22 protein-coding genes are annotated in these 21,084 nt (G+C 51.8%); 8 read left to right on the top strand and 14 right to left on the bottom strand.

All coding sequences use genetic code 11. From position 1 onward, the window contains the following. Positions 1-193 precede the first annotated feature (193 nt). Complete coding sequence (locus ACR0BT_RS12895; protein WP_170725292.1) at positions 194-856, top strand: peroxiredoxin-like family protein; 663 nt, start codon at positions 194-196, stop codon at positions 854-856. Positions 857-973: 117 nt separating this feature from the next. Continuing rightward, positions 974-1,852: a peroxiredoxin family protein gene (locus ACR0BT_RS12890; protein ID WP_480763301.1), complete on the top strand. Its 879-nt coding sequence runs from the start codon at positions 974-976 to the stop codon at positions 1,850-1,852. Between the two features lie 384 nt (positions 1,853-2,236). Here the strand turns inward: ACR0BT_RS12890 and ACR0BT_RS12885 are convergent, their stop codons facing one another. Genes ACR0BT_RS12885 through ACR0BT_RS12875 form a run of 3 tightly spaced genes read right to left on the bottom strand, consistent with a single transcriptional unit; the run spans position 2,237 to position 4,379 of the window. After that, on the bottom strand, positions 2,237-3,499 hold the full coding sequence (locus tag ACR0BT_RS12885; RefSeq protein ID WP_480763300.1) for a DUF2254 domain-containing protein: 1,263 nt from the start codon (positions 3,497-3,499) through the stop codon (positions 2,237-2,239). Between the two features lie 44 nt (positions 3,500-3,543). Then, the gene (locus ACR0BT_RS12880) at positions 3,544-3,828 is read right to left on the bottom strand and encodes a sll1863 family stress response protein (RefSeq protein WP_170332122.1); all 285 of its coding nucleotides are present in this window, start codon (positions 3,826-3,828) and stop codon (positions 3,544-3,546) included. 50 nt (positions 3,829-3,878) lie between these two features. Then, positions 3,879-4,379, bottom strand: coding sequence for a Dps family protein (locus ACR0BT_RS12875; protein ID WP_170332120.1), 501 nt, complete (start codon positions 4,377-4,379; stop codon positions 3,879-3,881). Between the two features lie 205 nt (positions 4,380-4,584). On the opposite strand from ACR0BT_RS12875, the gene ACR0BT_RS12870 reads away from it, so the two are divergent. Then, positions 4,585-4,809 carry a hypothetical protein gene (locus ACR0BT_RS12870; RefSeq protein WP_170819353.1) on the top strand — a complete coding sequence of 75 codons (225 nt, stop codon included), beginning with the start codon at positions 4,585-4,587 and terminating at the stop codon, positions 4,807-4,809. A gap of 115 nt (positions 4,810-4,924) precedes the next feature. Here ACR0BT_RS12870 and ACR0BT_RS12865 read toward each other — a convergent pair whose 3' ends face one another. From ACR0BT_RS12865 to ACR0BT_RS12845, 5 genes are all read right to left on the bottom strand, one after another. After that, on the bottom strand, positions 4,925-6,256 hold the full coding sequence (locus tag ACR0BT_RS12865; RefSeq protein WP_480763299.1) for an MFS transporter: 1,332 nt from the start codon (positions 6,254-6,256) through the stop codon (positions 4,925-4,927). Between the two features lie 121 nt (positions 6,257-6,377). Further along, positions 6,378-7,346: a zinc transporter ZntB gene (locus ACR0BT_RS12860; protein ID WP_170332116.1), complete on the bottom strand. Its 969-nt coding sequence runs from the start codon at positions 7,344-7,346 to the stop codon at positions 6,378-6,380. A gap of 190 nt (positions 7,347-7,536) precedes the next feature. Further along, positions 7,537-7,974: a CBS domain-containing protein gene (locus ACR0BT_RS12855; protein ID WP_170332114.1), complete on the bottom strand. Its 438-nt coding sequence runs from the start codon at positions 7,972-7,974 to the stop codon at positions 7,537-7,539. 78 nt (positions 7,975-8,052) lie between these two features. Next, positions 8,053-8,418, bottom strand: a complete 366-nt coding sequence (locus tag ACR0BT_RS12850; RefSeq protein ID WP_170332113.1) for an SPW repeat domain-containing protein — start codon at positions 8,416-8,418, stop codon at positions 8,053-8,055. An 18-nt stretch (positions 8,419-8,436) separates the two neighbouring features. Next, entirely contained in the window at positions 8,437-8,685 is a 249-nt protein-coding gene (locus tag ACR0BT_RS12845) for an EF-hand domain-containing protein (protein ID WP_170332111.1), read from the bottom strand. 258 nt (positions 8,686-8,943) lie between these two features. On the opposite strand from ACR0BT_RS12845, the gene ACR0BT_RS12840 reads away from it, so the two are divergent. Continuing rightward, a complete protein-coding gene (locus ACR0BT_RS12840; RefSeq protein WP_480763298.1) occupies positions 8,944-9,795 on the top strand; it encodes a LysR family transcriptional regulator in 852 nt (283 codons plus the stop codon). A 98-nt stretch (positions 9,796-9,893) separates the two neighbouring features. Beyond that, positions 9,894-10,247 carry a hypothetical protein gene (locus tag ACR0BT_RS12835; RefSeq protein WP_480763297.1) on the top strand — a complete coding sequence of 118 codons (354 nt, stop codon included), beginning with the start codon at positions 9,894-9,896 and terminating at the stop codon, positions 10,245-10,247. A gap of 290 nt (positions 10,248-10,537) precedes the next feature. On the opposite strand, the gene ACR0BT_RS12830 is transcribed toward ACR0BT_RS12835, so the two are convergent. Together ACR0BT_RS12830 and ACR0BT_RS12825 are read right to left on the bottom strand one after the other, a co-directional pair. Continuing rightward, positions 10,538-10,756 carry a GDCCVxC domain-containing (seleno)protein gene (locus ACR0BT_RS12830; RefSeq protein WP_083828990.1) on the bottom strand — a complete coding sequence of 73 codons (219 nt, stop codon included), beginning with the start codon at positions 10,754-10,756 and terminating at the stop codon, positions 10,538-10,540. 4 nt (positions 10,757-10,760) lie between these two features. After that, complete coding sequence (locus ACR0BT_RS12825) at positions 10,761-11,000, bottom strand: hypothetical protein (protein ID WP_480763296.1); 240 nt, start codon at positions 10,998-11,000, stop codon at positions 10,761-10,763. 173 nt (positions 11,001-11,173) lie between these two features. On the opposite strand from ACR0BT_RS12825, the gene ACR0BT_RS12820 reads away from it, so the two are divergent. The 3 genes from ACR0BT_RS12820 to ACR0BT_RS12810 all read left to right on the top strand — a co-directional run bounded on the left by ACR0BT_RS12820 (position 11,174) and on the right by ACR0BT_RS12810 (position 15,574). Beyond that, complete coding sequence (locus tag ACR0BT_RS12820; protein WP_480763295.1) at positions 11,174-11,563, top strand: MerR family transcriptional regulator; 390 nt, start codon at positions 11,174-11,176, stop codon at positions 11,561-11,563. A gap of 200 nt (positions 11,564-11,763) precedes the next feature. Further along, positions 11,764-11,967, top strand: a complete 204-nt coding sequence (locus tag ACR0BT_RS12815) for a hypothetical protein (protein WP_480763294.1) — start codon at positions 11,764-11,766, stop codon at positions 11,965-11,967. Between the two features lie 238 nt (positions 11,968-12,205). After that, complete coding sequence (locus tag ACR0BT_RS12810; protein WP_480763293.1) at positions 12,206-15,574, top strand: DEAD/DEAH box helicase family protein; 3,369 nt, start codon at positions 12,206-12,208, stop codon at positions 15,572-15,574. Here ACR0BT_RS12810 and ACR0BT_RS12805 read toward each other — a convergent pair. Genes ACR0BT_RS12805 through ACR0BT_RS12790 form a run of 4 tightly spaced genes read right to left on the bottom strand, consistent with a single transcriptional unit; the run spans position 15,571 to position 21,012 of the window. Further along, positions 15,571-17,367 carry a TniQ family protein gene (locus ACR0BT_RS12805; RefSeq protein WP_480763292.1) on the bottom strand — a complete coding sequence of 599 codons (1,797 nt, stop codon included), beginning with the start codon at positions 17,365-17,367 and terminating at the stop codon, positions 15,571-15,573. The two genes, ACR0BT_RS12810 and ACR0BT_RS12805, sit on opposite strands and share 4 nt — an antisense overlap. Beyond that, positions 17,364-18,353: a TniB family NTP-binding protein gene (locus ACR0BT_RS12800; protein WP_480763291.1), complete on the bottom strand. Its 990-nt coding sequence runs from the start codon at positions 18,351-18,353 to the stop codon at positions 17,364-17,366. The genes ACR0BT_RS12805 and ACR0BT_RS12800 overlap by 4 nt, the downstream gene beginning before the upstream one ends. After that, a complete protein-coding gene (locus ACR0BT_RS12795; protein WP_480763290.1) occupies positions 18,350-20,308 on the bottom strand; it encodes a Mu transposase C-terminal domain-containing protein in 1,959 nt (652 codons plus the stop codon). Before ACR0BT_RS12795 ends, ACR0BT_RS12800 begins: the two co-directional genes overlap by 4 nt. Then, positions 20,305-21,012, bottom strand: a complete 708-nt coding sequence (locus tag ACR0BT_RS12790) for a hypothetical protein (RefSeq protein WP_480763289.1) — start codon at positions 21,010-21,012, stop codon at positions 20,305-20,307. The genes ACR0BT_RS12795 and ACR0BT_RS12790 overlap by 4 nt, the downstream gene beginning before the upstream one ends. Between the last annotated feature and the right edge of the window lie 72 nt (positions 21,013-21,084).

The raw sequence follows: 21,084 nt of genomic DNA, 5'->3' as shown, positions 1-21,084 counted from the left end.
GCGCGGCGCTGTTTTGTTTTGCAGGCGGAGTTTGTTCCAATTGGGATCCGCGGATTGGATCATTCGTTTTTTGAATAACCCTTACTCGAATTGGTCAGCTACCACCGTTTTCTCAACGGGCCAAATATCAGAACAGGCGGCACGAAAAATCCCTGAGCCGACCAGAGAACGCAATTTGAGAAGTGGAAAAGACATGACCCTCCAAGACCAACTCGACGACTTCAAGGCCCAATTCAAGACCATGGCCCCCGAAGGCGCTTTCGAAGCCTTTGCCCGTTCGACACAAGAGCTGATTGACAGCGGTCAGGCCGAGCGCGCGTTGAAAGCGGGTGACGTTGTGCCTGACTTCGTACTGACGGATTCGGATCGCAATCCGGTCGCGCTGAAAGACTTGTTAGCCAGTGGCCCGGTGGTTCTGACGTTTTACCGCGGTGTTTGGTGCCCTTACTGCAACATCGAGCTGAAAGCGCTTGAAGCTGTTGCCGAGGACATTCGCTCACGTGGTGCGACGCTTGTTGCAATCTCGATGCAGGGCGCGGCTGACAGCCGGAAGTCCCAGAAAGACAATGAACTGAGCTTTCCAATCTTGACGGACAAGAACGGCGAACTGGCTGAAAAGCTTGGTATCCGCTGGACACTGCAAGATTACGTCATTCCGGTTCACGACGGGTTTGGCGTCCACTTGCCGCGCATTCATGGCGACGGCCAGTGGAACCTGCCGATGCCCGCGCGCTACGTCGTCGATACCGACGGCACAATCGCCTATGCCGAAGTGAACCCCGACTATACGCGCCGTCCTGAACCAGCGGATCTGTTCCCTGTTCTCGATAGTCTGTCGGCAACAGCCACTGCGTAACCTGGTTGCGCGCTTCGCAAGACGGGGCGCGGGCCATCCGACCTCTCAACCCCCTGCACTTACGTGACCGATGAGCCACCTCAGGCATCTCGGCAAGATCTCGAAAGGATTTTCGAAATGAAAGGCAAACTTATTCTTCCCTATATCATGCTGAACATGCTTTCAGGCATCGGTTCGGTCATCATGTTCTACCTGTCGGACTTCGATCCGATCTGGATCGGAACATTCCTTGCCACATTCACCATGCCATTCTTTCTGATGGTGCTGGCCGGTGCTTTGGGCATTTCCAGCACCTCCAAGAACCTGCCAATCATCCAACTCATCAACCTGGCTGCGGTGGCGTGGGTGATCTACCAAATCAGCGCGCGCGGTGGTTTCACAGCTGCCAGCGAATACGTCGCCATAGGCTTAGCCTTGTTTGGCGCGATCACTATGCAATGGTATATTCACATCTTCTCGAACTATGGCCGCAAGCCAAGCGCAGCCATCGTAAAGGGCAAAGTTCTGCCTGAATTGTCCCTGCAACGTCTGGACGGAACCAGCACGACTTCCGCGTCCTTCGCAGGCGAAAAGACGCTGCTGGTATTTTTCCGCGCCAACTGGTGCCCGTTCTGCATGAACCAACTCAAAGAAGTGAAAGCAAAGGCAGATCAACTGGCGAAGGCGGGCGTAAAAGTGAAGTTCATCTCCAACCAAGGCACCAAGAACTCAGAGAAACTGGCCAGAGATCTCAAACTGCCCGCACATTTCGAGATTTTCCAGGACAACGATCTGACCGCAGCCAAAGTCCTGGGCATCGAGGATTTGGGTGGCGCTCCGTCTGGGATGCCGGGCTACCCCATCGATACCGTCAAAGCGACCGTCATTGCACTGGATGAAGACGGCAAAGTGATCTTCGGCGATGAGACAGACAACTACCGCATTCGCCCTCATCCCGATACGTTCCTACACGTCTTCGAACCGCGAGGCAGTGTCCGAGCGTTCTCAGCAGCATAAGAACTGCAACGACCCAAAATTAAGTGCCGCGTATCACAACGCGGCACTTTGCCTTCTCAGCTCTTGGCAACCGTTCGCCTTCTTCGCTTCTAAGACCGTTCACAGCCCGAAGCAGACATTCACAATCAGGCTTTTCAGTTTTGCACCAAGCCATTCACTAGGACATGCGCGACGTTCGGGAAAACATGTTGTCTGCCGTAGCTGAAGCGCTCTCGAATGACGTTAACGCGGCCAAAGTAGCCGTTTGGTTTCGCCACTCACTGACTACCTTTCGATGAAATGAAACTAAGACCGATGGAAAAGCACTTTCCCATTAGTTGGGGGATGGCCCACTCACAAACCACCCCCCAGCCGCACTGGACTGCAATTGTCCAGGACGGTTGACTAAAATCGTTCAATTGCGGTTTCCACTTGGCCGCAAAACTTATCAATATCGCGCTTTAGCATATCGCTTTCTCGGGTCTCATCTCTGACCGCAGATAGTTCATCTACAACAGCTCGCAAATCTTCTTCTGGAGCTGCCTCCGCGATGCGCACCAAAGCTCGAATAAGGGCGGCCGTTACGAGGCCATTACCCCGGGTAGCGCGTCGCAGAGCTGGCATCGAGTCGTGAAACAGTGCCTCAGCCGTGATGGACGGGTAAATCACCCGCACGTTTCCGTCATCATCCCGATACACACCCGTGCAGAGCTTGGATGACCACGCTCGAGCCAGAGATGCTGATAGACGGTCGATGCACACAATTGCGGTAAACGTGTCATTTACACCCGGCGACAAAGCCCGAAGTGCGATTTCAACGAGGAGGTGGACAGAAAAGCGGATATCTCCATTAGGATCTCGCGCGGGGATCAACGGAGCAGCCGCTTGCACCAGATCATTCAGGTTTTCGTCACTGTCACCATAAACACTGGCCAAAGTGTCCGTTGGAACCATGAAGTCACCTGGCTGCACATCAAAAACGACGACCGCTCCTACCTTCTTGGCCGCTCTCACCAGACCTTCGGTATTGATCGAGTTCACATATCCAGTGCCAGAAGCCAAGACTTGGCGCTTGTCCCCCATCTCAGGGACTGCCTTTGAAGATGGAATATCTGCACTGTTTTCGATTGCGGTGCTGACTTGGCGATCCAAGGCTTCAGAAATCCGCGCCGCCTCCTGATCAATGGTTACGCGCGTCGATACTGTATGAACGAAGAGCAGCAGCAAAAGAACTGAGATGATCGAATAGACTATTCCAATCGCGACGGCCAAATTGACGGATGTGTCATCGCGTATGAGCCACAAGATCATCAAGCTGTATAAAAACGTCGCTCCAAGTGAGCCAACTGCAATCTGATTTACCCTGTCTTCGCCAAAGCGCTGCAAGAGCCTGGGTCCAATAGATCCTGCTGCCAAGGTGTAGACCAGCAAAACAATGGAATAGACCATGACCAACGCGGACATGGATGCTGCCGAGATTGCGCTCAGTACATCGCTCGCAGTGCTATTGGACACTCTGATCCAATCGGAAGCGGACCAACCCCAACTTACGAGCGCTTGCTCCATCTTGAAGACAATCCCAGCCACTAAAAGCCCTGAAAGACTAATAGCGGCAGGGATAGTTAGGAACCCGCGAAAGTACCTCACTAATTCTCTAGGTGTTTGCATTCCGGTCCCCATTTACGACACGAGCTTTGTTCACAAACCCAGCTCTACGAGAACCGGTCGGCCGCTTCTTTCAAAGCACTCTGCATATCGCTCCATGCAGCCTCGTAGCCCTTTTTGACATCTTCCCAAGCCTCGTCGCTGGTCGACTTCAAATCATTCAGTTGAGCCTCTGCGTCAGACCTTGCCTTGTAGAGCTTACTGAGCTGCTCCTCGAGCTCGAGTTTGGCGTCCGCTTCGGCCACCTTCAGCTTGGCTTCGAGAACATCAATCTGGGCATTCCAACTATCCAGTTGCAGCTGTGCCTTTTTCTCGTACCCAACACGTGTCATCGTTTTTCCTTTCTTCGCAAACCTTGGTTCAAATCGAGGGGAGCCGCCAATTAGGCCGCAACAATTGCCTTGAGCATCCAGACCGCTTCCTCATGCTTCGCCATCCTGGCGTTCATCAGATCCTCTGTAGCTCCATCGCCATAACGGGCAGCGGTCGCGGCAGTCTCACGCAGGTTCCGGGCAATCGCTTCGTTGTCTGCGACCAATTGTTTGATCATGCCCTCTGCATCTTTAACCGTCTCTTCTTCGGTCAGCTTGGCTTGGCTAACCATGTCCGTGAACGAGATCGGTGCCACCTGACCCAACGCACGCACACGCTCGGCCAAATCATCCGCAGCTTCGAACAGGTCGCGATACTGACGCTCTGTCAGTTCATGGATCGGCAGGAATAGCGGGCCCACGACGTTCCAATGTGTGCCTTGCGTTTTCACCATCAGGACCATGGTATCGGCCAGTACTTCCGTCACCGCGTTGGCGATCCAGGCGTTCTTGTCGATGCCTGTGTCGTTGGATTCTTCCTGAACTTCAGACTTCAAGACTTGCTGTATCATTTTCACTCCGTTTCGTTGCTTGCGGAGTAAAACCTAAGGGTGTCTCATAAAAATTCAAATAAAATCATATACTTAATATAGGTATCCGACACATCATGGGGCACCTCATGATCCTGGGTATCCGGCATAACATGCCAACATTGATGTAGACATGCAGGCCCATTGGCATACATGCTTGGAGTAACTGACGTAAGCTACTGAGGTCATGCCAGTGTCTGATCAAAATCGACCACCAAAGCGCACGGAAAAACTGCAACTGATGCTCGACCTCGAAGAGCTTAAAGCCATTGATGATTGGCGGTTCGAGAACAGACTGCCATCCAGAGCGGCCGCCATTCGAGAACTCATCCGTCGCGGTCTGATTTCCAATGAGTTCGAAGAACCACCTACTGATGCGCCTTCCGGTGAGTTTCGTGTTGTGGATGAGTGACAGGAACATTCACAGAGCCATGTTCGAAAACCCTTTTTAATCAGGGTGTTGTTCAACTCGCACCTTCGCGCCGGCAGTTGACCAGTATAGCGCGCCGCGAACACATTGGGGAAGATTAGGAAGGGCTGTCATTAGAATTAGCTCTTAGCGCCAGACTCTCCTTCACATCGGGACTGGCGCCCAACTCGCTCTCAGCGTCAGCAAGGGAGATTGCCTCATCTTCACCGACAGCAAGGACGGCAGTTTCAGGCGTAACCACCCTTGCAGGAGCGCTGACCCTAAATGCCGTCTTCTCGCCCTCGGGAACTGCGGACTTAGAAAGAATTCGCCAAATCGTAAATAGGATCATCAGGCAATGCGCTGCGACGGTTGTGAGAAACAAACCCTGCGGCCCGAGTGCTGCCATGGCGAAACCAGCGATCAACGGCCCTACAATTGAACCTAAGCCGAAAACCATCAAAAGGCCGCCTGAGACTTGGATGGACGTGCCAGGTGGTGCATGGTCGTTCGCGTGCGCAACGATGATTGGATACATCGCAAAAATTGCAGCGCCGAACATCCCGACCAAAGCAAGGTTCATGACGCGCGACTCCGGCGCAAGAAGGACAAAAGCCAGATCCGAAGCAAGAGCTACGACCGCTGTAAATAGTAAGACTTTACGCCGGTCCATTCGATCACTTGCAAATCCAATTGGAACTTGCGCAAAAGCTCCGGCCAAAACCGGAATACTCGCGAACAAAGCAATTGCAGTAAGTGATAGCCCAACGCGATCCGCATACACCGCAGCAAGAGTCCCAAAAGCTGCATTTGAAATGCCGACAAGAAAGACCGCGGCGACCGCAACTGGTGAGTTTCGCCACAATGCCGGTAGGTCGAGACGCACAGATGTCAGGGGTGCTGGCGATGCCGAAGTTGACAGGGCTGTTGGTATAAGCGCCAAGCAATACACCATCGCGCCAATGGCAAAGAAGATGAAACCCGTTGCATCTCCCAGTGAGATAGCCATCTGACCAGCCGTCACCGCACCCAGGTTGACCATCGTGTAGACGCCAAAGACTGTACCACGCGTATTGGGTTCAACCTTATCGTTGAGCCAAGATTCGACGATCATTGCTGCGCCAGCAAAACAAAATCCGGAAACTGCGCGCGACGGTATCCAAGCCCACGTATCCACTACAACGGCCTGGAAAAGGATCGTTACGGCGGCGAGAGCACACATTACGCCGAAGGTTCGAATATGCCCTACTGCCCCAACAAGCCGTGGTGCAACAAGGCATCCTGCTACATAGCCAACTGCCCACCCTGTTCCTAAAAGGCCGAGAGAGCTGGCGGAAAAACCCTCGAAGGATCCACGAACGGGAAGTATCAGACCGTGGACACCACCTGCGAACAGAAGAAGCCCTGATCCAAGAAGCAGCGCTGATATCGGTAAGAGCTGTCGGAACATCGGTTCCAGCCTAATGTCAAACTGGGAAATGAGAAGCTATTTTGCGCGCAATCGGGTATTCGCGAAGGTGATCAACGCTTTCTGTGCAGCAGCTTGGTCAACCTTTGGCAACCTACTTTTGCTACAACCACTTTGAGAGTTTGAACACGACGTAAAGTGCAATTCCGATGGCAGCCGAAGCCAGTGTCAGCGCCCAAAACGCAAAGGGAGCACTCAAGCCGGGCATGCCAGCAATATTCACGCCAAATAGACCAGTCAGAAATCCAAGTGGTAGAAAGATTGCTGCCACGACAGACAAAAGATAGCCGTTTCGAGCAAGCGCATTCGCGTGCTCGGCGTTCATTTGCTCCTGAAGCGCTGTCAACCGGTCCCGGCTTGCATCCAGTTCCTCAAGCGTACGGCGAGTGCGGTTCGCGGTTTCATTGACCAATACAGATGCGTCGCTGTGAATTACGCTACTTCTCAATGAGGCTAAAGCATCGAGCGCATCGCGTTGCGGACTGATATAGCGCCGAAGTTTGATCACCGTTTGCCGCAATCGCGCAATGCGCTCTGGTTTGATTTCATTTCCTGTAAGCCCGATCTCTTCGAGAGAGTCTGTCTCGTCTTCAAGTTCAAGCGAGACAGCCTCAATCCGCTTTGTGAGCCCCGCAGCAAGTTCTGCCAAAAATGCACCAACACTTTCTGGCCCGATACCGCTTTCGGCTTTTAGACGAAGACTGTCTGCTACCCAGACTTTGCGCACACGGGCAGATACGATGGTTCTTTCCGTGGCCCAGAGCCTTAGAGAAACCATATCCTCCGGAGACGCATCAGGGTTCAGGTTAACGCCGCGTAGGTTCAAAATGATGCCATCGTCGTGCATATCACATCGTGGTCGCGTTTCCGATTGAAGCAATGCTTGCGCGGCTATGTTTGGAAGTTGTTCGGATGCCCATTGCTTTAAGCCGCTGTCGGCGAGGTCGAAATGAATCCAGCGGTAACCGTTTTGCTGCCTTGCAAAGGGTTCTGGCCAATCTGAAGAGACGGGGACTGCTTGGCCGGCTACTATATCGAACGCGCAGATGGGAGTGACTATTTGGGTGTTCATTGGCAATCCTATTTTGCGTCGATTGGGAAGCCAATGCATACCAAAGATTGCGCTCGGACTGTCCCCTAAACTGGACAGACCATAAATGGTTTAGCGACCTATGCCACTATTGGTTACTGGCAAAACTAGGCGCTTTGAACACTAAGAATACCAAGGTGCGTTCATCTTTTGAAAGGTATCAGGTATCCGATCAATCCGATGTGTGATGGGTCATTTCCCTCAGCGCTTCCAGTTCAGCTTTATCGTCGTCGTGAATACGCGCGAGGATTTCTTTGCTGCTGACGACCGCAAACGGATCCCCTCGGCGTGTGACAACAAGGTTCCTGAAACCGTGTTTTGCCATAAGGCTAAGAGCCTTTGACAGGCTGGATCCTGAAGTGCAAGTGACAGGCTTTTCGGTCATCCAATCGCTAACAGTTTGTTCATAAAATGAAGAGCCGGAGTCGGCGAGACACAGCAGAATATCATGATCAGTGATAATCCCAACTAGCTTGTCATCTTCGAGAACAGCGAGCGCATTCACATCCAACAAAGCGATGGTTACGGCCGCGTCAAAGACTGTCGTGTCGGCACTACAGAATGGGCGTTGTTTAAATTTCTGAGCTTCAACTACTTTAGCGACAGTCACTGAGTAGACTCCTTAAAATATGCCCAATGCTAGTTGGATTATAGCACGACGCGGGGCGATTTCCCGCCCCGCACCAATTTACTGGATTGCACGCAATCCGCGGCTCTCCAGCACCTCCCAAGCGGCAAGCCCGATCAGCGCCGATCCCGCTATCCATGCATTAGCCGTCGCCACAATATGGCCCGTGAAGTTCAACGCCGCCGGCGCCACGATCAACAGGAACCCCAGTGCCGATACCGGAGCCACCCGTGCGAGAAGGTGGCTCCGGCCGTCGGCGCCGGACATGACCAGAACAACAATGCCAGTTGCCATGAAGGCGATTGCTTCAAGTTCAGCCATGCCCTGCAACAGTGTTTCCTCACGAAACAGGACAAAGGGGGACAAAACCAACCAAATACCCATCGCGGCAAGCAGCCATTTGTGGGGCGGGATTGGCTTCCTCATAGCCGTGACAACCTTTGCTTACTGATCACCTGTGGGACCAGGGAGAAGTTCTGCGTCAACGGCGGCAACCAATTCGTCGTCATTGATGAAACCATCAGCATTCGCGTCGATCTCCAGGAAGAGATCATCCGAGACTTCAGGATACTTGGTCTGAAGCTCTGCCAGCGACGCCAGGCCATCACCGTCCATGTCAAGATCAGCGGGCATGGCGAATGCCGGAACAGCAAACAGCGAAGAGAGAAGAGCAACAATAGAAACTCGACTCATTTTGTTTTCTCCATGAGAAAATGGGCTTCTTGCCCATTGTGGGGTTGGTGCAGCGCTCCGGTGTTGGTGGCAAATCCACAGAGGTCAGATTGCAACGATTTCTCAGCTCGGGATCTCCACTACAAAATGAGAAATGTTGATTAGCGTTCCGATCTGGTGGGGGCACTTTCGCGCTACACTCGGTATATCGCACGAAATTTTTGTGTTGAAAAACGAATTTTATTCTCGGATGATATCGAAAAATGGAATAGATAATCCTTGGATATCGAACAAGCTCGAACCTTTCTGGCCGTTGTTGAAACGGGCACTTTCTTTGATGCTGCGAAAAAGGTCCATGTCACCCAATCTACGGTGAGCATGAGAATTCGGACTTTAGAGCAGCAACTTGGGCAAGTGCTTTTCGACCGCAGTAAATCTGGCGCATCGCTGACGAACGCGGGACAGCACTTTCTCAAGCACGCACAGTTGCTTGTGCGAACCTGGGCACAAGCGAAGTTGGATGTTGGTCTCCCTGTTCCAATAAGAGCAGCACTAGAGATTGGCGCCGCCCCCAGCCTTTGGGATGGATATCTTATGGGTGCTTTACCTGAATTGATGGAAACGCTGCCAGATGTTGCAATACGGGCTTCCGCAGCTTCTTCCGAGGCTCTGTCGCAGGAGATCGAAGAGGGCGACCTCGACTTGGCCATAATGTACCAGCCCCGACGGGCATCGGGATTGTCTGCCCTCCAACTATTCCAAGATGAATTTGTTCTTGTAAGCAGCGGTCCCATCGGTCTGCCGAACGAGCTGGGAGACTCGTACCTTCTCATAGATTGGGGCCCTGAATTTAAGGCTGAGCATTTATTGAATTTTTCAGAGCTTGATGCACCTCGTCTTCAATTGGGTATTGGGACCCTGGGCCTTCAGTATTTGAAGTCCATTCCATCCGCCGGCTACTTTCCAAAACGGGTCGTAGAAGCGGAACTTAGGAGTGGTCAACTAAGCTTGATAAAGCAAGCCCCTCGGTTTGCCTTCGCAGCATATGCGGTTTTTGCCCATGATGACGAAAGTGAGCTTCCTGGCCAAGTCGCCCGGATGTTTCGCAGCATCGCGCGTTCGTTTGGTTGAACACCTCATACTGATCGCCCCACTGCTTCATTACCAAGGATGCTTTGTCGGTTGGTTCTATTCAACCGTTGCCACGCAAAAGGCAAAGTCGCGATATCTTGATCTCTTTCATCACCAAACTAACCTTTTGTTCTGAAGAGTGGAATTTTGGTTCGGTTATGAGTGCAAGAGAATGCAAGTTTCAAAGAACGGTGGAATTGCCTGAGCTGAAAGATGCTTTGCGTAATGGCTTATGCGACCATTGCGGTGCAACTGTTTCAGAGTTGATACCCCTGGGACAGGTTTTAGAGATTTGTGGCCAGGAGTATTGTTTTGACTATGAGACTGGTGAGGCCGTTGAGATCGCGGTTGCTCTATGCCCCACCTGTCACGAAGCCAATCATTTAGATGCGCAACTACGGCACAACCCATGCCATATTTCTGCAAGGCGCAGCCGGGAAAAACTGGAGTGAAGTATTGGTGTGCTAGTTTGACAGAAAAATGAACGTGGTCGCCCATCAATTTCTTAAGCTATATTTTTGCAATTTTAAGTTTCCTGTGATCGTAGGGCCGTGCCAGCGAATAGGCCCGGAATACCGCGAAAATAGGCTTCTGTTGCGACCCGTACCAAAGACTTTGCAAAGTCCGTTTACTGCGCATCGCAGACCTTCGCGCCCTGAGCGCCGCTGGCAACTTTGGGCTCAAAGCGGGCTGTCACGGAAAATCGTCCAAATAACCGCTCTGCGGACCAAGGCAGACTTTGTCATCCGCAACAACTATCGCCATTCTGGATCGGCGGGCAAGGCACCGTGGCATAGGAGCAGTAGACACAACAGTCCCCTTCCAACGGCTTCAAGACCGCTGCGCAAGACTTGCATTCATAGAACCACTGGCAAGCATCCGTCGGCATTATTTCGGTTTCGCTGTGACCGCATTTCGGGCACGTCAGGGTGCTTTCAAGCACTACAGTTTGCTCTGTCATTGTTTCACATCTGCATTATCAGGTAATCGTTGATCCGGGCCTCGTTAAAGACGACGACCCAAGCTAACGTGGTGATTGCGGTCGTCCCCGAAAGCCACCATTTCAACTTTGTTAGGGAACCACGCTGATAAGATACTAGCCACGATATAGCGACAAGCGCCGTCGAAATCGCCAATACGTAGTAGCTTGCCGCCGCGATCTTTCCGAAAATGGCCAGCCAACTGCCTCCTAGTCCCAGCAACATCATTGTCATGGGCAATACACAGCAAATCGCAACGCCGAGTGCTGACAGTGATCCCAGGTAACTAACGCTAAGGTACTTTTGCATTTCATTCCCTTGACTAGTCGGAGTTGTCGAAGTGTCAGCCTCTCGTATAACTTCTGTAGTCGCTACAGGATCAAGACGGGAAAACTCACATGTTTGCGATTGGGGAAGCATCCCGGCAAAGCGGTGTCGGCATTGAAACGATCCGCTACTATGAACGCGAAGGGATCGTGCCCAAACCAGAGCGGGCACCGAATAACCGGCGGATGTACTCAGCGCACGATGTTGGAAGGCTTCGTTTCCTGAAAAAATGCCGTGATTTGGGCTTTCCATTAGCCGATACAAAGACGCTTCTCAGCCTGTCCGAAGGCGTCGGAGAAGATTGCCGATCCGTAAAAGAACTGGCGGAGCTTCATATCTTCAATGTGCGTGAAAAGATAAACGAGCTGAAGCGATTGGAAGCGGCGCTAAACGAACTCACAGCCAACTGTGACAGCGGGAATGTCTCTTGCCCCATGCTCTCAAAACTGCGTACCGACTAGTGAAACTTTAGGCTCAATTCGGTCATGTGTCGCATTCTGAACGAATTCCTGCTTCGGATCGCGAGAGCGCAACCGCTCAATAATTGCGACTTATGTTAAATCCCAATCAGTCTCTGGATCGGGGCAAAATTCGCATTTCTTATACGTGAGATTAATTTCGACCTGCAATGGTTGCCCGGTATTTTACATGAGGATTTGACATGAAAAAACTTGCAACCATCGACCTGCCCAGGACAAGCGCCAATGCATTTGAAGTGCTGGCACGCTGCCAGGCCGCAGCCCAAAAAGCCGGAGCAGAGCAAGCGAGAATTCAGGCCTTTCTGGAAGACGCCGTCCAGGGAGACTATGAGCACTTGTTGCGTGTGGTGAATACCCACTTCGAGGTCTCTAGCGCCAGGACTTGACTAGAGAGGGCCTGGTATGCCGCCAGGCCCCTAACTCAAAATACTCTCAGTCACCGGTAAGGTTACCTGGCAGGCTGACAGCTCATGTTGTGTTTGAGAGCCTGATCATCGCCCACGTAAAACCGGTGCGAATTTCCGACAGTTTCAGGAAAACGAATGTTTCTTCCGGTGATATCTTGAAGGACGATGCCCGCAGTATCACTATTAGACTAAGCGTCCTAAAACCAAGTCTTGTTCATTGTTTTCACTCCCTGATTGGCTGCGTTCCAAGCCAAAGCAGCTCACCGAAGCAAAACAAAAGCCCGCAAGCGAGCTTGATGCCGAACCAGTTGCGAAGGTCGGCACCAATATCGACCGGCCGGTCATCAATCTTTATCGACCCCATATCACCTCCGGGGATTGTCTGATTGTCACCGGGTATCAGGACTTCTTGTCTTCGCTGTCGATTTTGATGAAGGAATTGCCAGAGCTGAGGGATCCCGAAAACGACAGCGATATCCGGATCCGGATATCGTTCGGGATCGACACAGCGAATACCAAAAGGCTGACAAACCCCAAGCCAGTCACCGAAGAAATGAAACTCTACTGGCTGGAGCGCTCCGGGCTTCAAGTGGAGGAGGATCACGATCTCATCGCAGTGCTGGCAAAACACGCCATCAAAACCGGGAAAATTGATCTGCGTGTCTTCGATCCGGAGCTCGCCAAACGCAAGTTGGGGATATCTGGGGATCGGCGGCTACACTCAAAAATCGTCAGCTCACCAAAAGGTGCCGTCGCCGGGTCCGCAAACTTTTCCTACTCAGGGCTCTACAAAAACATCGAGTATGCCGATGACCTGGATGCGGGCACTCATGAACTTCAGGTCGAACGCACAGAAGCCGCTGAGCAGGCTTGGGATGTGTCTGTCGATTGGAATACCGAAGCGCTGGAGATACTCGAAAAGCTTATCAAACCGGTGACCGCTGAAGACGCGATGGCGCGAACTATCTCGGAGCAAAAGGGGTTCGAACCCTGGCTCACCGGAGACCGAAAAGATATCACGAGCCACACGCTGTTTGGGTATCAACAGGAGCTGACCTATGAGGCGTGTTCCATCGTCTATGACCATGGGATCGCCTTCGTAGAAGCGCCAACCGGTTCGGGAAAGACAGAGATCGGCTGTCACCTGGCTGAAGCATTGTCAGAAACATTCTCAGAAGTCGTGCCCCGCTCCCCGGTCCATGGCGTTGCGCGAAAAAATGCAGCTGTAATTGCCCCGCCCAAAGTTATTCCCAGTTGGCGCAAGTACTCGACAAACTCGCTCCAACCTGTCGCAAATAGCAAACTTGCCAAACAACATCTCCGCGGCGCTGGCGATGAAGAAAAATCTGGGCTCAGGCTCGATCAGTTTGGCATTCTGATAATCGATGAAAGCCACACAGTTACTCCGGGCTTTGAACAAGCATCTCAAATGGCCTCAGCCATCGAACTTGCCCCGCCAAGCTGGAATGTCTGTCTGTCGGCAACGCTGCTCGGGAACCGGGATGTCGACTGGTTGACCCATATGCAGGAGAAGCGGGCGTCCATTTTCATGACCCCAACCTTCATTCAGGCCATGGGTGAGTTGTTCGAGCGCGAAACCCACGTTCCCAAGGATATCTTCAACCAGGATGCACAACTGGCCGTTTTGTCAGAACCTGACACGACGCTCACGCGAGAGGCTCGCACCGAACTCGCTCAACTTGTTTCACCGTTTTTGACACGCAGACAAAGGCGATGCATCGGCGAGGACGAAGATCCCAAGAAGCACAGTTACCCGAAACTTGAAAACCACGGGCGCCCGAAGAAACTTAAGGTGACAAAGCCTCAGCAAACGCGCCTGGATGAGATTGTGGCACTCTGTAAAGAGCTTGCGCCTGGCGGTAGGGTGACCGCTGTCGAGAAAAGCCGGTTCGGGCACGTCAGCACGCAACAAAGCACGCAGGACCAACTCTACATCCGCAACCTTTTGAACATTCTGCGCGTGAGCGCCGCCCAGGCCCATTGGGAGATGTCTCATGGGGCTATTGGCAAATCGCTTCGCGACTTCGAGCGTGGTGGGAAATCGAAGAAAAAGATATCCCACCGCGACCAGTCCGACATGTTCGAAGCATTAGGAATAGAAGCGCCTGAACCCACAAAGAAATGCGACGCTCTAAACCAAAAACTGGGTCTCAGTGTTCTCAAGGAGCTTGATGAGAAGCGGTATGAGGCGTGCCTGAGAATACAAAATGAAAAAGACAGGGTCGTCTTTCTCGCGGAACGGACGGACACACTCGAGATTTTTGCAGAAGCACTGTCGCGCAGAGGCCACCACACCAACTATGTCGTGGGAAACCAAACCAAGGGTGAAGATCGTGCCGTGAAAGCAATCTTTGGAGATGGCCCCGACAGCTTCAAGCGTATCAAACAGGGCAAGTCCGTGGAGTCTTACTTCCGACCAGGAGGAAAGAACGAACCAAAAGGATCTGCATCGGTTTTTCTGACTTACAAGATGGCTGAAGGTATCAACCTTCAGTCGTCAGACACGCTGGTGTTGCTTGGCCTGACCTCGAACCTGAAAGAGCTCATCCAAGGTCTGGGTAGGATCGACAGAATCGACAGTGAGTTCGGGGTCGTCAATTACCACCTTGTTGATGTGCCAGTAGGTCAGTTTGCATCTGACGAAAAAATCGCCCAGCGCATAGAGAACTACAAAACTTTGGCTGGGGAGGCGCTAATCGACGCCGTCTTAGAAGAAAGCACCGAAGACGCAGAACTGATCCTCAATAGTGTTGTTGAATATCTGCGATCCCCACGGCGGCTTCGCGACAATAACTTTCACGACGTGCTGGAACGCACCAAGCAAACAATCTCCGAAGACCGATACAAACTCATCGACAAGGCCAAAATCCAGGGCACCTGGGGTGCAGAGTTGGCGCTCCTATCGGCCCGTGAGAAATTCACGGCGCTACATCTCAAAGGACTTAGCAAGAGCAATAGCTTCTTTCCGCCTCGCCTGCTGCTTCTTAAGGATACTGCGTCAGGCCTTATACTGGAACGCGACCAGCTAGCCTGCGTCCAATCGCTGGAGACTGCATACGAACGGACCAGAAGCCTTGGCATGGAGCACGCCCACATGTCACTGGAAGATCTCTCTGAAGCGCTAGAGACGATTTCAGTGCAGATCGGCAAGCTGACCGAGTGGGACTTACGCCCGGCGCGCGTTGAAAGCCTCATGAAAGCCTGCGCCGAATTCATGGGACGCAAAGGTGGCATCGAACTCAGTGATCAGAAACTGTTTGGCCATCTGTCCCTGCCCGCCGTGGAAATGGTGTGTGAGGCATGGAGCCGTGAGCTTGATCCCTTCTGGGAACAAGCAAAACACGAAGTGCGTGACAGCTTCGCCTATGAGGATCTCCCCAAGGGGTACATCGCGCTTAAGGTTATCTTGGAAAAGCTCGAAAGCGATCATCAGGCGTCCGCTGAGATCCATGAAAAGATGGTCCGGGTCATCGAAGAAGCAGAACATGTTTCACGCGACCACGAACCCGCAATTGGACAGCGCATTTCAGTGGTGTTCTTTTCGGATGGCGCGGGCGAGCACTAGGCGGCCTCAGACAGCAGCGAAGCCAGGTCACTTAGTTTTACTAAGTGCCCTCGCGTCGTCTTACCCTCAATTTGCGCACCATGGGTCTCAATCCCTTTGCTCTCAAAATCAGACAGGAGCTTTCGGGACGTTGTTCCTCTCGACCTAGCCAGTGTCGCAACGGGCATGTACTCGCTTTGAAAGATCGCAAGCTGCTGCGGTTTGACCAAGAAAGACTCGCTTGGTCCATGCGGAACTGTGCGAGAACCGAGCAGGCCCAGCTTGCACCAGTGAGTTACAGCCTGGGCCTTCCAGCCCGTTAACTTCGCGACATCATTTGCAGTCCAGTCCAACGAGTGCCGTTCTGATCTGAGAAGTTCTTCAACAGCAGATTTTTGGAACCTGAAATCACCGAGTCGGACATCCTGATCTTCCAATGCGGCAGCGACAGAACCTTCACAAATGAGACGAAGGAGTTTCTTCAGCGCCGTCTTGTCGGTTGTTCGATTAAGCGTAAGCTCTTTGAACAAAACTGCCTCTCCCGTCATTTCGGTGGCCGATGCTCTAATCTTGAGGACAAGATCCTCTACAGAATTTGAGTAGAACCGGCCATCCACGAGCGGTGGCCGATCTGAAACTGGGACTTCGCCGACCACACCAAGTTCTTTGAGAAATTGGAATTGTGTACGTCCAACTCCTAGATAGTCACATGTTTCTGCCGCGCTCCATAAGCGCCGACGATCTGCTGCAATGTTGAGAACTTCGAACCTGGGAACGACTGTTTGATTATGTCCAAATCCGCGTTGACTGATCTTACCAGCGATCTCTTTTTTCTGGACTGCCGCAACGAGACGCTGTGCAGAAATTCCGAGTTGTCGCGCCGCTTCCGTTGCGGGCAACCACTCTCTCGATGAAGTAGACGCCAAATGACCCGGATGGAAGCCACTGAATTCTTTCTCGATCACACGAGCCACTGCGTCCTTAAACACATCGTATTCAGGTTCTCGAAACCGCATTAGGCGCTGATACCAGTTGCCAAGCCGCTCAGGAGCAGAAGTGGCAACGGGATCACCTTCATGGAGCAGCTTTTTCACGTAGTCTTCGAAACCATGCGGCCAATTTGCCAAAAGGTGCTCGACCGGTGCCATTAATCGAACGGCATCTTCAACGGTCTTCGGAATTTTCGTTTTTCCGGACTTTCCAGTACGGCTAGCCTGAAACCCAGAAGCTAGGAAATGAACGAACTTTCCGATGTTGCTCGGGGGGCTGGTTCCGGTTTCGGCATTTGGGACCAATGACGCGGTGCCTGAGATTGCGGATGCAATATCGCATTCGTGTTCTGAAGCTTGGTATTGCGGCAGTTTATCAAGGGCAAACCCACAACTGCACAATCGATAGCCACCTACCTTTGGTGTCAATCTCTCCGAACAGTTTGGACAAACATCAACCAGCCTCAATCGATGTTCATGACACGCAGTTACAAGGGAGTGCCGCCAATGCGCTTGATACGGTTTCTTTTCCGCCAGGCATTGGGGGCAAACTGGGTCAGAGTGAAGACGTTCGTATTGCCAATCTCGACTGGAATCTTTCGGTGGCGAGCTAGGTGCGAGACGTTCAAGTGTCCCGGGTGGAACTCCCAACTCCTCTTCAATGGCTGCGATATCATCAACCAATCGACGCCCGTATCGATTGCCAAGTTCTGTCAAGAAGTCCGACGTAAAGTAGTGTGCTTTTGCTCGCCCTAGTCGCCTAAAATAGCCCAACAAGCTTTCCGAATTTTCTGGTCGCAGGAAGTTGGAGCGTTTCGATGTCATGCGGCCTCTAACGCCTCCAGGTCAATGAGTGACTCTGGGGTCACATCCAAGCCAGCGTCCTGCATGACTTGAATGTAGGATCGAACAAGGTCGATTTTCTGAGGTGCTTCCTCCCCAAAAAAGTAATCAGCGTTTAGGCTCTGTTGCGTTAACTGAATTGCGCTGTCCGAGATAATCTTAGATGTCAGCGTCTTCGACTTCATCTTGAGAGCAGCCACTTGGAGGATGCGCACGAGCATTCCAACGCGACCTCCCGTTACGCCGTATAATCTGACCACCAGTTCCTCAAAATCAAAGTCAAACTGGCCACCGGCGGCTTGCATGTTGCATAGAGCTTCAGAGAACGCTGCGGCAAAGCTTGTAGCATCGGCGCCATTCGACCAAGCATACGGAAACAGCTCGATGGTCGACAGCGTTCTATCCCTCAATTGCTCGTTTTCATCAATGAGCACCTGAAACTTAGGCAACCCGGCGAGGATCAACGTGACCCCTGTTTGATCGATTAGCCATTTGAAATGGTCGGTGGCGCCACGTTTTGACAGATGAGCACCTCGTTCGGCGCAGTGGCTACATTCATCCAACGCGATTGTGCGAATACCTTTTTCACGCACTGCGAAACACAAACGGGCCTGTAGATCATGTGCGCTTTGATTTGGTCCCGCTTTAACGCCGACGGCTTCCAGCATCGCTGTAAGCAGTGTCTTACTATTTGGTTTGGTCGGAATACTTCCGATGACAAAATCACTCGCTCCGCCCAAACCAGAATACTCAAGCAAGTCGCTACTGAGATCTGGTGGCTTGCCGAGTTCAGCTTGAACGTCATTCAAGAGTTGCGTCTTTCCGCAACGTGTAGGCCCGGACAAGAAAATTGCGGCGCCGTTTAACTTGCGAGAGATGGAGACGGCTTCAACCAATTGGTCTTTGGCAACCACATAGCTTGGATGTTCAATTGTCCGGTTGAGAACTTCAAACACTCGCTCTGTCATTGCGGGCACCCTCCTTTAGAGACAAAACTTGGCAATTTGCTGGGCAGATCAAAGTCAGGCTTCTCCGCCCTGTACGCGGGCTCTGAGTGCCCGTGCTTATCCATGACCCTCTTGGATTGGGCGAAGATTTCCTGTCTTCGCTCCTCTTTGGCGGCCTTCTCCCGAGACTTTGCGGTCTTTGTCTTTGCCTTTGGTTCTTCTTCATAAAGGTGCAGAGCCATCGCAGAGATCAGCGCCTTTTCTTGAAGTTCTTCGTCTTCCGGGGTGAAAGTTTGCTTTCGCAGTCTCGCCAACTCATCGAAGGATAGAGCCGGGCACTCTTCATACTTTGCGGGCACGAAGAAATGCTCATTATTCAGGCGATCCAGAACTGCAATTTCTCGAATGTCATTCGGGTCAACGCGGATTTCGACCGTCGCTGGCACACCGACCATTTTCAAGTAGTTGGCGAGTTCAGCGCTATGGTATGTCACTCCGCCGTAGGAGATACCGTACCGTTGCACAGTTCTCGTCGCGGCCTGAACCATAAACATCTCTCTGAGTTCGTGGGGATCTGGGGGCATTGGCACAAAACACTCTTGGGAAGCCCTCTTCCAAGATTGCATCGGACAATCCCGCGTTCGGAGCACGTGTTGTACGCGCCGCCTGGGCATGCGTAAGTACACATCGTAACGCCATCTTTGCAGTCGCGTTTCAATCTCTTGCAAAGTTAGGCAGGCCTCTTTTTGGGCCTTTTCCGTCCGATCTCTCGGGCCGATGAGTGACGTTTGCGAAGCACCGGGAAATTGAGTGACAAACCGGCTCAACTCCAAGAAGAAACGTTCGATGAACGGTTTTTTATCCGGTCGACCTGGGATCATCTTGCGCCATTCCAGGCTCGAGTAATCGATGATCGAATGGAAGACTTCACCACTGTTTTCACTGCCCTGGTCTGTAATCAACAGCTGAGGCGTGCCAATTGTCTGAAAATCATTCTCGATACCGTGCATCATGAAAAATGCTGGTGTTTTGGGCTCCAAGATTTCTTTTACAGTTCGAGAAACCAACGCGGTGTCAGGACGGCTCCAGCTGAGTTGCATCCCAAGAATAACACCAGTTGCGCAGTCGATTGCTACGCAAATGTTGGGGCGACCAATTGGGGTTCCGTCATCATCGACGCACCAAACATCGAGCGTGGTGCAGTCCAATTCCACTCTTTCGAGCGGGGTTGATACTCTTTGGTACTCCAGCGCCATAAGATAGCGCCTATTTGCCTCTTCGTCCCCCAGACGCCGTTTTAGGAGTCCGGCATGCGGCAGACTATAAACGATTGATTCAACGCTTTTTCTCCCGCAAGGGCCGGGCACTTTGCCTTCGGTTTTGCATTGCCTTCGGTACAGCCGCTCGGCTTGCCGGGCAATCCAAGAGATAGTCTTTAGGTCATTGTTAAGAAAATGTTCTTCCAAAAGATCCAAAACAACTTCCCGGAACTCCGGGTTGTACCTCGGAGTACGATTTCCGGAGTTACTTGTTTTGGGTCGTAGACCCGCTTTTCCAGAAATAAGGTACTGGGTGCGCCAATGCTGAATGGTCCTTACAGTCGGAAATGGTTTCTTCCGATTTAAGTGAAGCGGATGCGCACCGAACTCACCTGCCAATTTGTTTCTAATCTTAACCCACGAGTATCCTTGCCTTTGTAGTTCAGTTACTCTGACAAGGATCAGCTCTCGAAAATACGTTTCGTTGTTCTCCTCTGGTGTACCCAGTCTTTTGGAAGTCGTACCTCGAACATGCGGGCTGTTTACCACACCGAGAGAATAGAGCGTCCTGAACTCTTCGTTGGTAATCTCTTTGTATGTCCCCTCTTCATCCTTAAGCAAAACGTGGTCTCGGTAATGATCAACCTCCTTGACCACGAAAGCCTCTGTTCCGATGAGAACATTCCATCCGACATAGTTGGGGCCTTTCTGCGTCATAGTGGAAAGATTTCCAGATGAGACTTTTCGCCGTGGGCTAGCCGTCCGACAGATTTAGGTCGAAGCATGCCTGCTCTAAGATCAACTGAGATGTGGCCCAATACGATTGAACTTAGTACATCGATCTGGTTACAACCCAGTTCTTTCAGGAGAAATTCCAGCCGGAACGGTTGTGCTTCAATTGAAGACAGTTTGCGAAGGAACTCGTCAGTTGGAGACCTCTGAATGTAGGGATGTAGAGATCGGATATTGTGCACCAAATCTCTGGCAAGAAATTGATCGGTGAGGATCAAAAGCTCTAATCCGAGGCTTCTAAAGATATTTGGCAGTAGCAATGTGCTCTCATTGTGCTTCAACAATCTAGAGTGCCGCACTTCCACGAAGAGCTTCCGACCATCAAAACAGATGACTTCAAAATCAGGGGTGTAAGGTTTTGGCTTGTATCCCGTTCCCTTGAACTTGGTGATGAGCTCCGCTTTTGTTGGATAAACACGACCTGATTTCAGATCGAAAGTGCAGGGTTGCGGCCTGATAGCTTTGACCTTCGGATGCAGGTCGCAACCAAAAGCAAAACTTGCCTCTAATCCACTTTCAGTCTGGATCACGCCCTGTGCTTTTCTTGCGGACAAGAAATGGGACTTCTTTTTTTGCCCTCTTCGCCAAGCTTGGCGCGCGGGAATTTCTGCTCTACTGTCGATTTTCATAGGGTATTCCCTACAATATAAGCGTCGTGTACTGCAATTAATTGTTGCCGACGCACAATAATGGTGAATTAA

It is taken from the genome of Ruegeria sp. CJ6, assembly GCF_056536665.1.
This window is presented reverse-complemented; position numbering and strand designations above follow the sequence as displayed.

Coding starts and splice junctions, on each gene's coding strand:
- ACR0BT_RS12875 (WP_170332120.1), bottom strand. CDS start 4,379: ATGATACAGCAAGTCTTGAAGTCTGAAGTTCAGGAAGAATCCAACGAC.
- ACR0BT_RS12805 (WP_480763292.1), bottom strand. CDS start 17,367: ATGACATCGAAACGCTCCAACTTCCTGCGACCAGAAAATTCGGAAAGC.
- ACR0BT_RS12790 (WP_480763289.1), bottom strand. CDS start 21,012: ATGAAAATCGACAGTAGAGCAGAAATTCCCGCGCGCCAAGCTTGGCGA.
- ACR0BT_RS12890 (WP_480763301.1), top strand. CDS start 974: ATGAAAGGCAAACTTATTCTTCCCTATATCATGCTGAACATGCTTTCA.
- ACR0BT_RS12825 (WP_480763296.1), bottom strand. CDS start 11,000: ATGTTGCTGGGACTAGGAGGCAGTTGGCTGGCCATTTTCGGAAAGATC.
- ACR0BT_RS12885 (WP_480763300.1), bottom strand. CDS start 3,499: ATGCAAACACCTAGAGAATTAGTGAGGTACTTTCGCGGGTTCCTAACT.
- ACR0BT_RS12800 (WP_480763291.1), bottom strand. CDS start 18,353: ATGACAGAGCGAGTGTTTGAAGTTCTCAACCGGACAATTGAACATCCA.
- ACR0BT_RS12845 (WP_170332111.1), bottom strand. CDS start 8,685: ATGAGTCGAGTTTCTATTGTTGCTCTTCTCTCTTCGCTGTTTGCTGTT.
- ACR0BT_RS12830 (WP_083828990.1), bottom strand. CDS start 10,756: ATGACAGAGCAAACTGTAGTGCTTGAAAGCACCCTGACGTGCCCGAAA.
- ACR0BT_RS12815 (WP_480763294.1), top strand. CDS start 11,764: ATGAAAAAACTTGCAACCATCGACCTGCCCAGGACAAGCGCCAATGCA.
- ACR0BT_RS12820 (WP_480763295.1), top strand. CDS start 11,174: ATGTTTGCGATTGGGGAAGCATCCCGGCAAAGCGGTGTCGGCATTGAA.
- ACR0BT_RS12860 (WP_170332116.1), bottom strand. CDS start 7,346: ATGAACACCCAAATAGTCACTCCCATCTGCGCGTTCGATATAGTAGCC.
- ACR0BT_RS12850 (WP_170332113.1), bottom strand. CDS start 8,418: ATGAGGAAGCCAATCCCGCCCCACAAATGGCTGCTTGCCGCGATGGGT.
- ACR0BT_RS12795 (WP_480763290.1), bottom strand. CDS start 20,308: ATGACGCAGAAAGGCCCCAACTATGTCGGATGGAATGTTCTCATCGGA.
- ACR0BT_RS12870 (WP_170819353.1), top strand. CDS start 4,585: ATGCCAGTGTCTGATCAAAATCGACCACCAAAGCGCACGGAAAAACTG.
- ACR0BT_RS12865 (WP_480763299.1), bottom strand. CDS start 6,256: ATGTTCCGACAGCTCTTACCGATATCAGCGCTGCTTCTTGGATCAGGG.
- ACR0BT_RS12880 (WP_170332122.1), bottom strand. CDS start 3,828: ATGACACGTGTTGGGTACGAGAAAAAGGCACAGCTGCAACTGGATAGT.
- ACR0BT_RS12895 (WP_170725292.1), top strand. CDS start 194: ATGACCCTCCAAGACCAACTCGACGACTTCAAGGCCCAATTCAAGACC.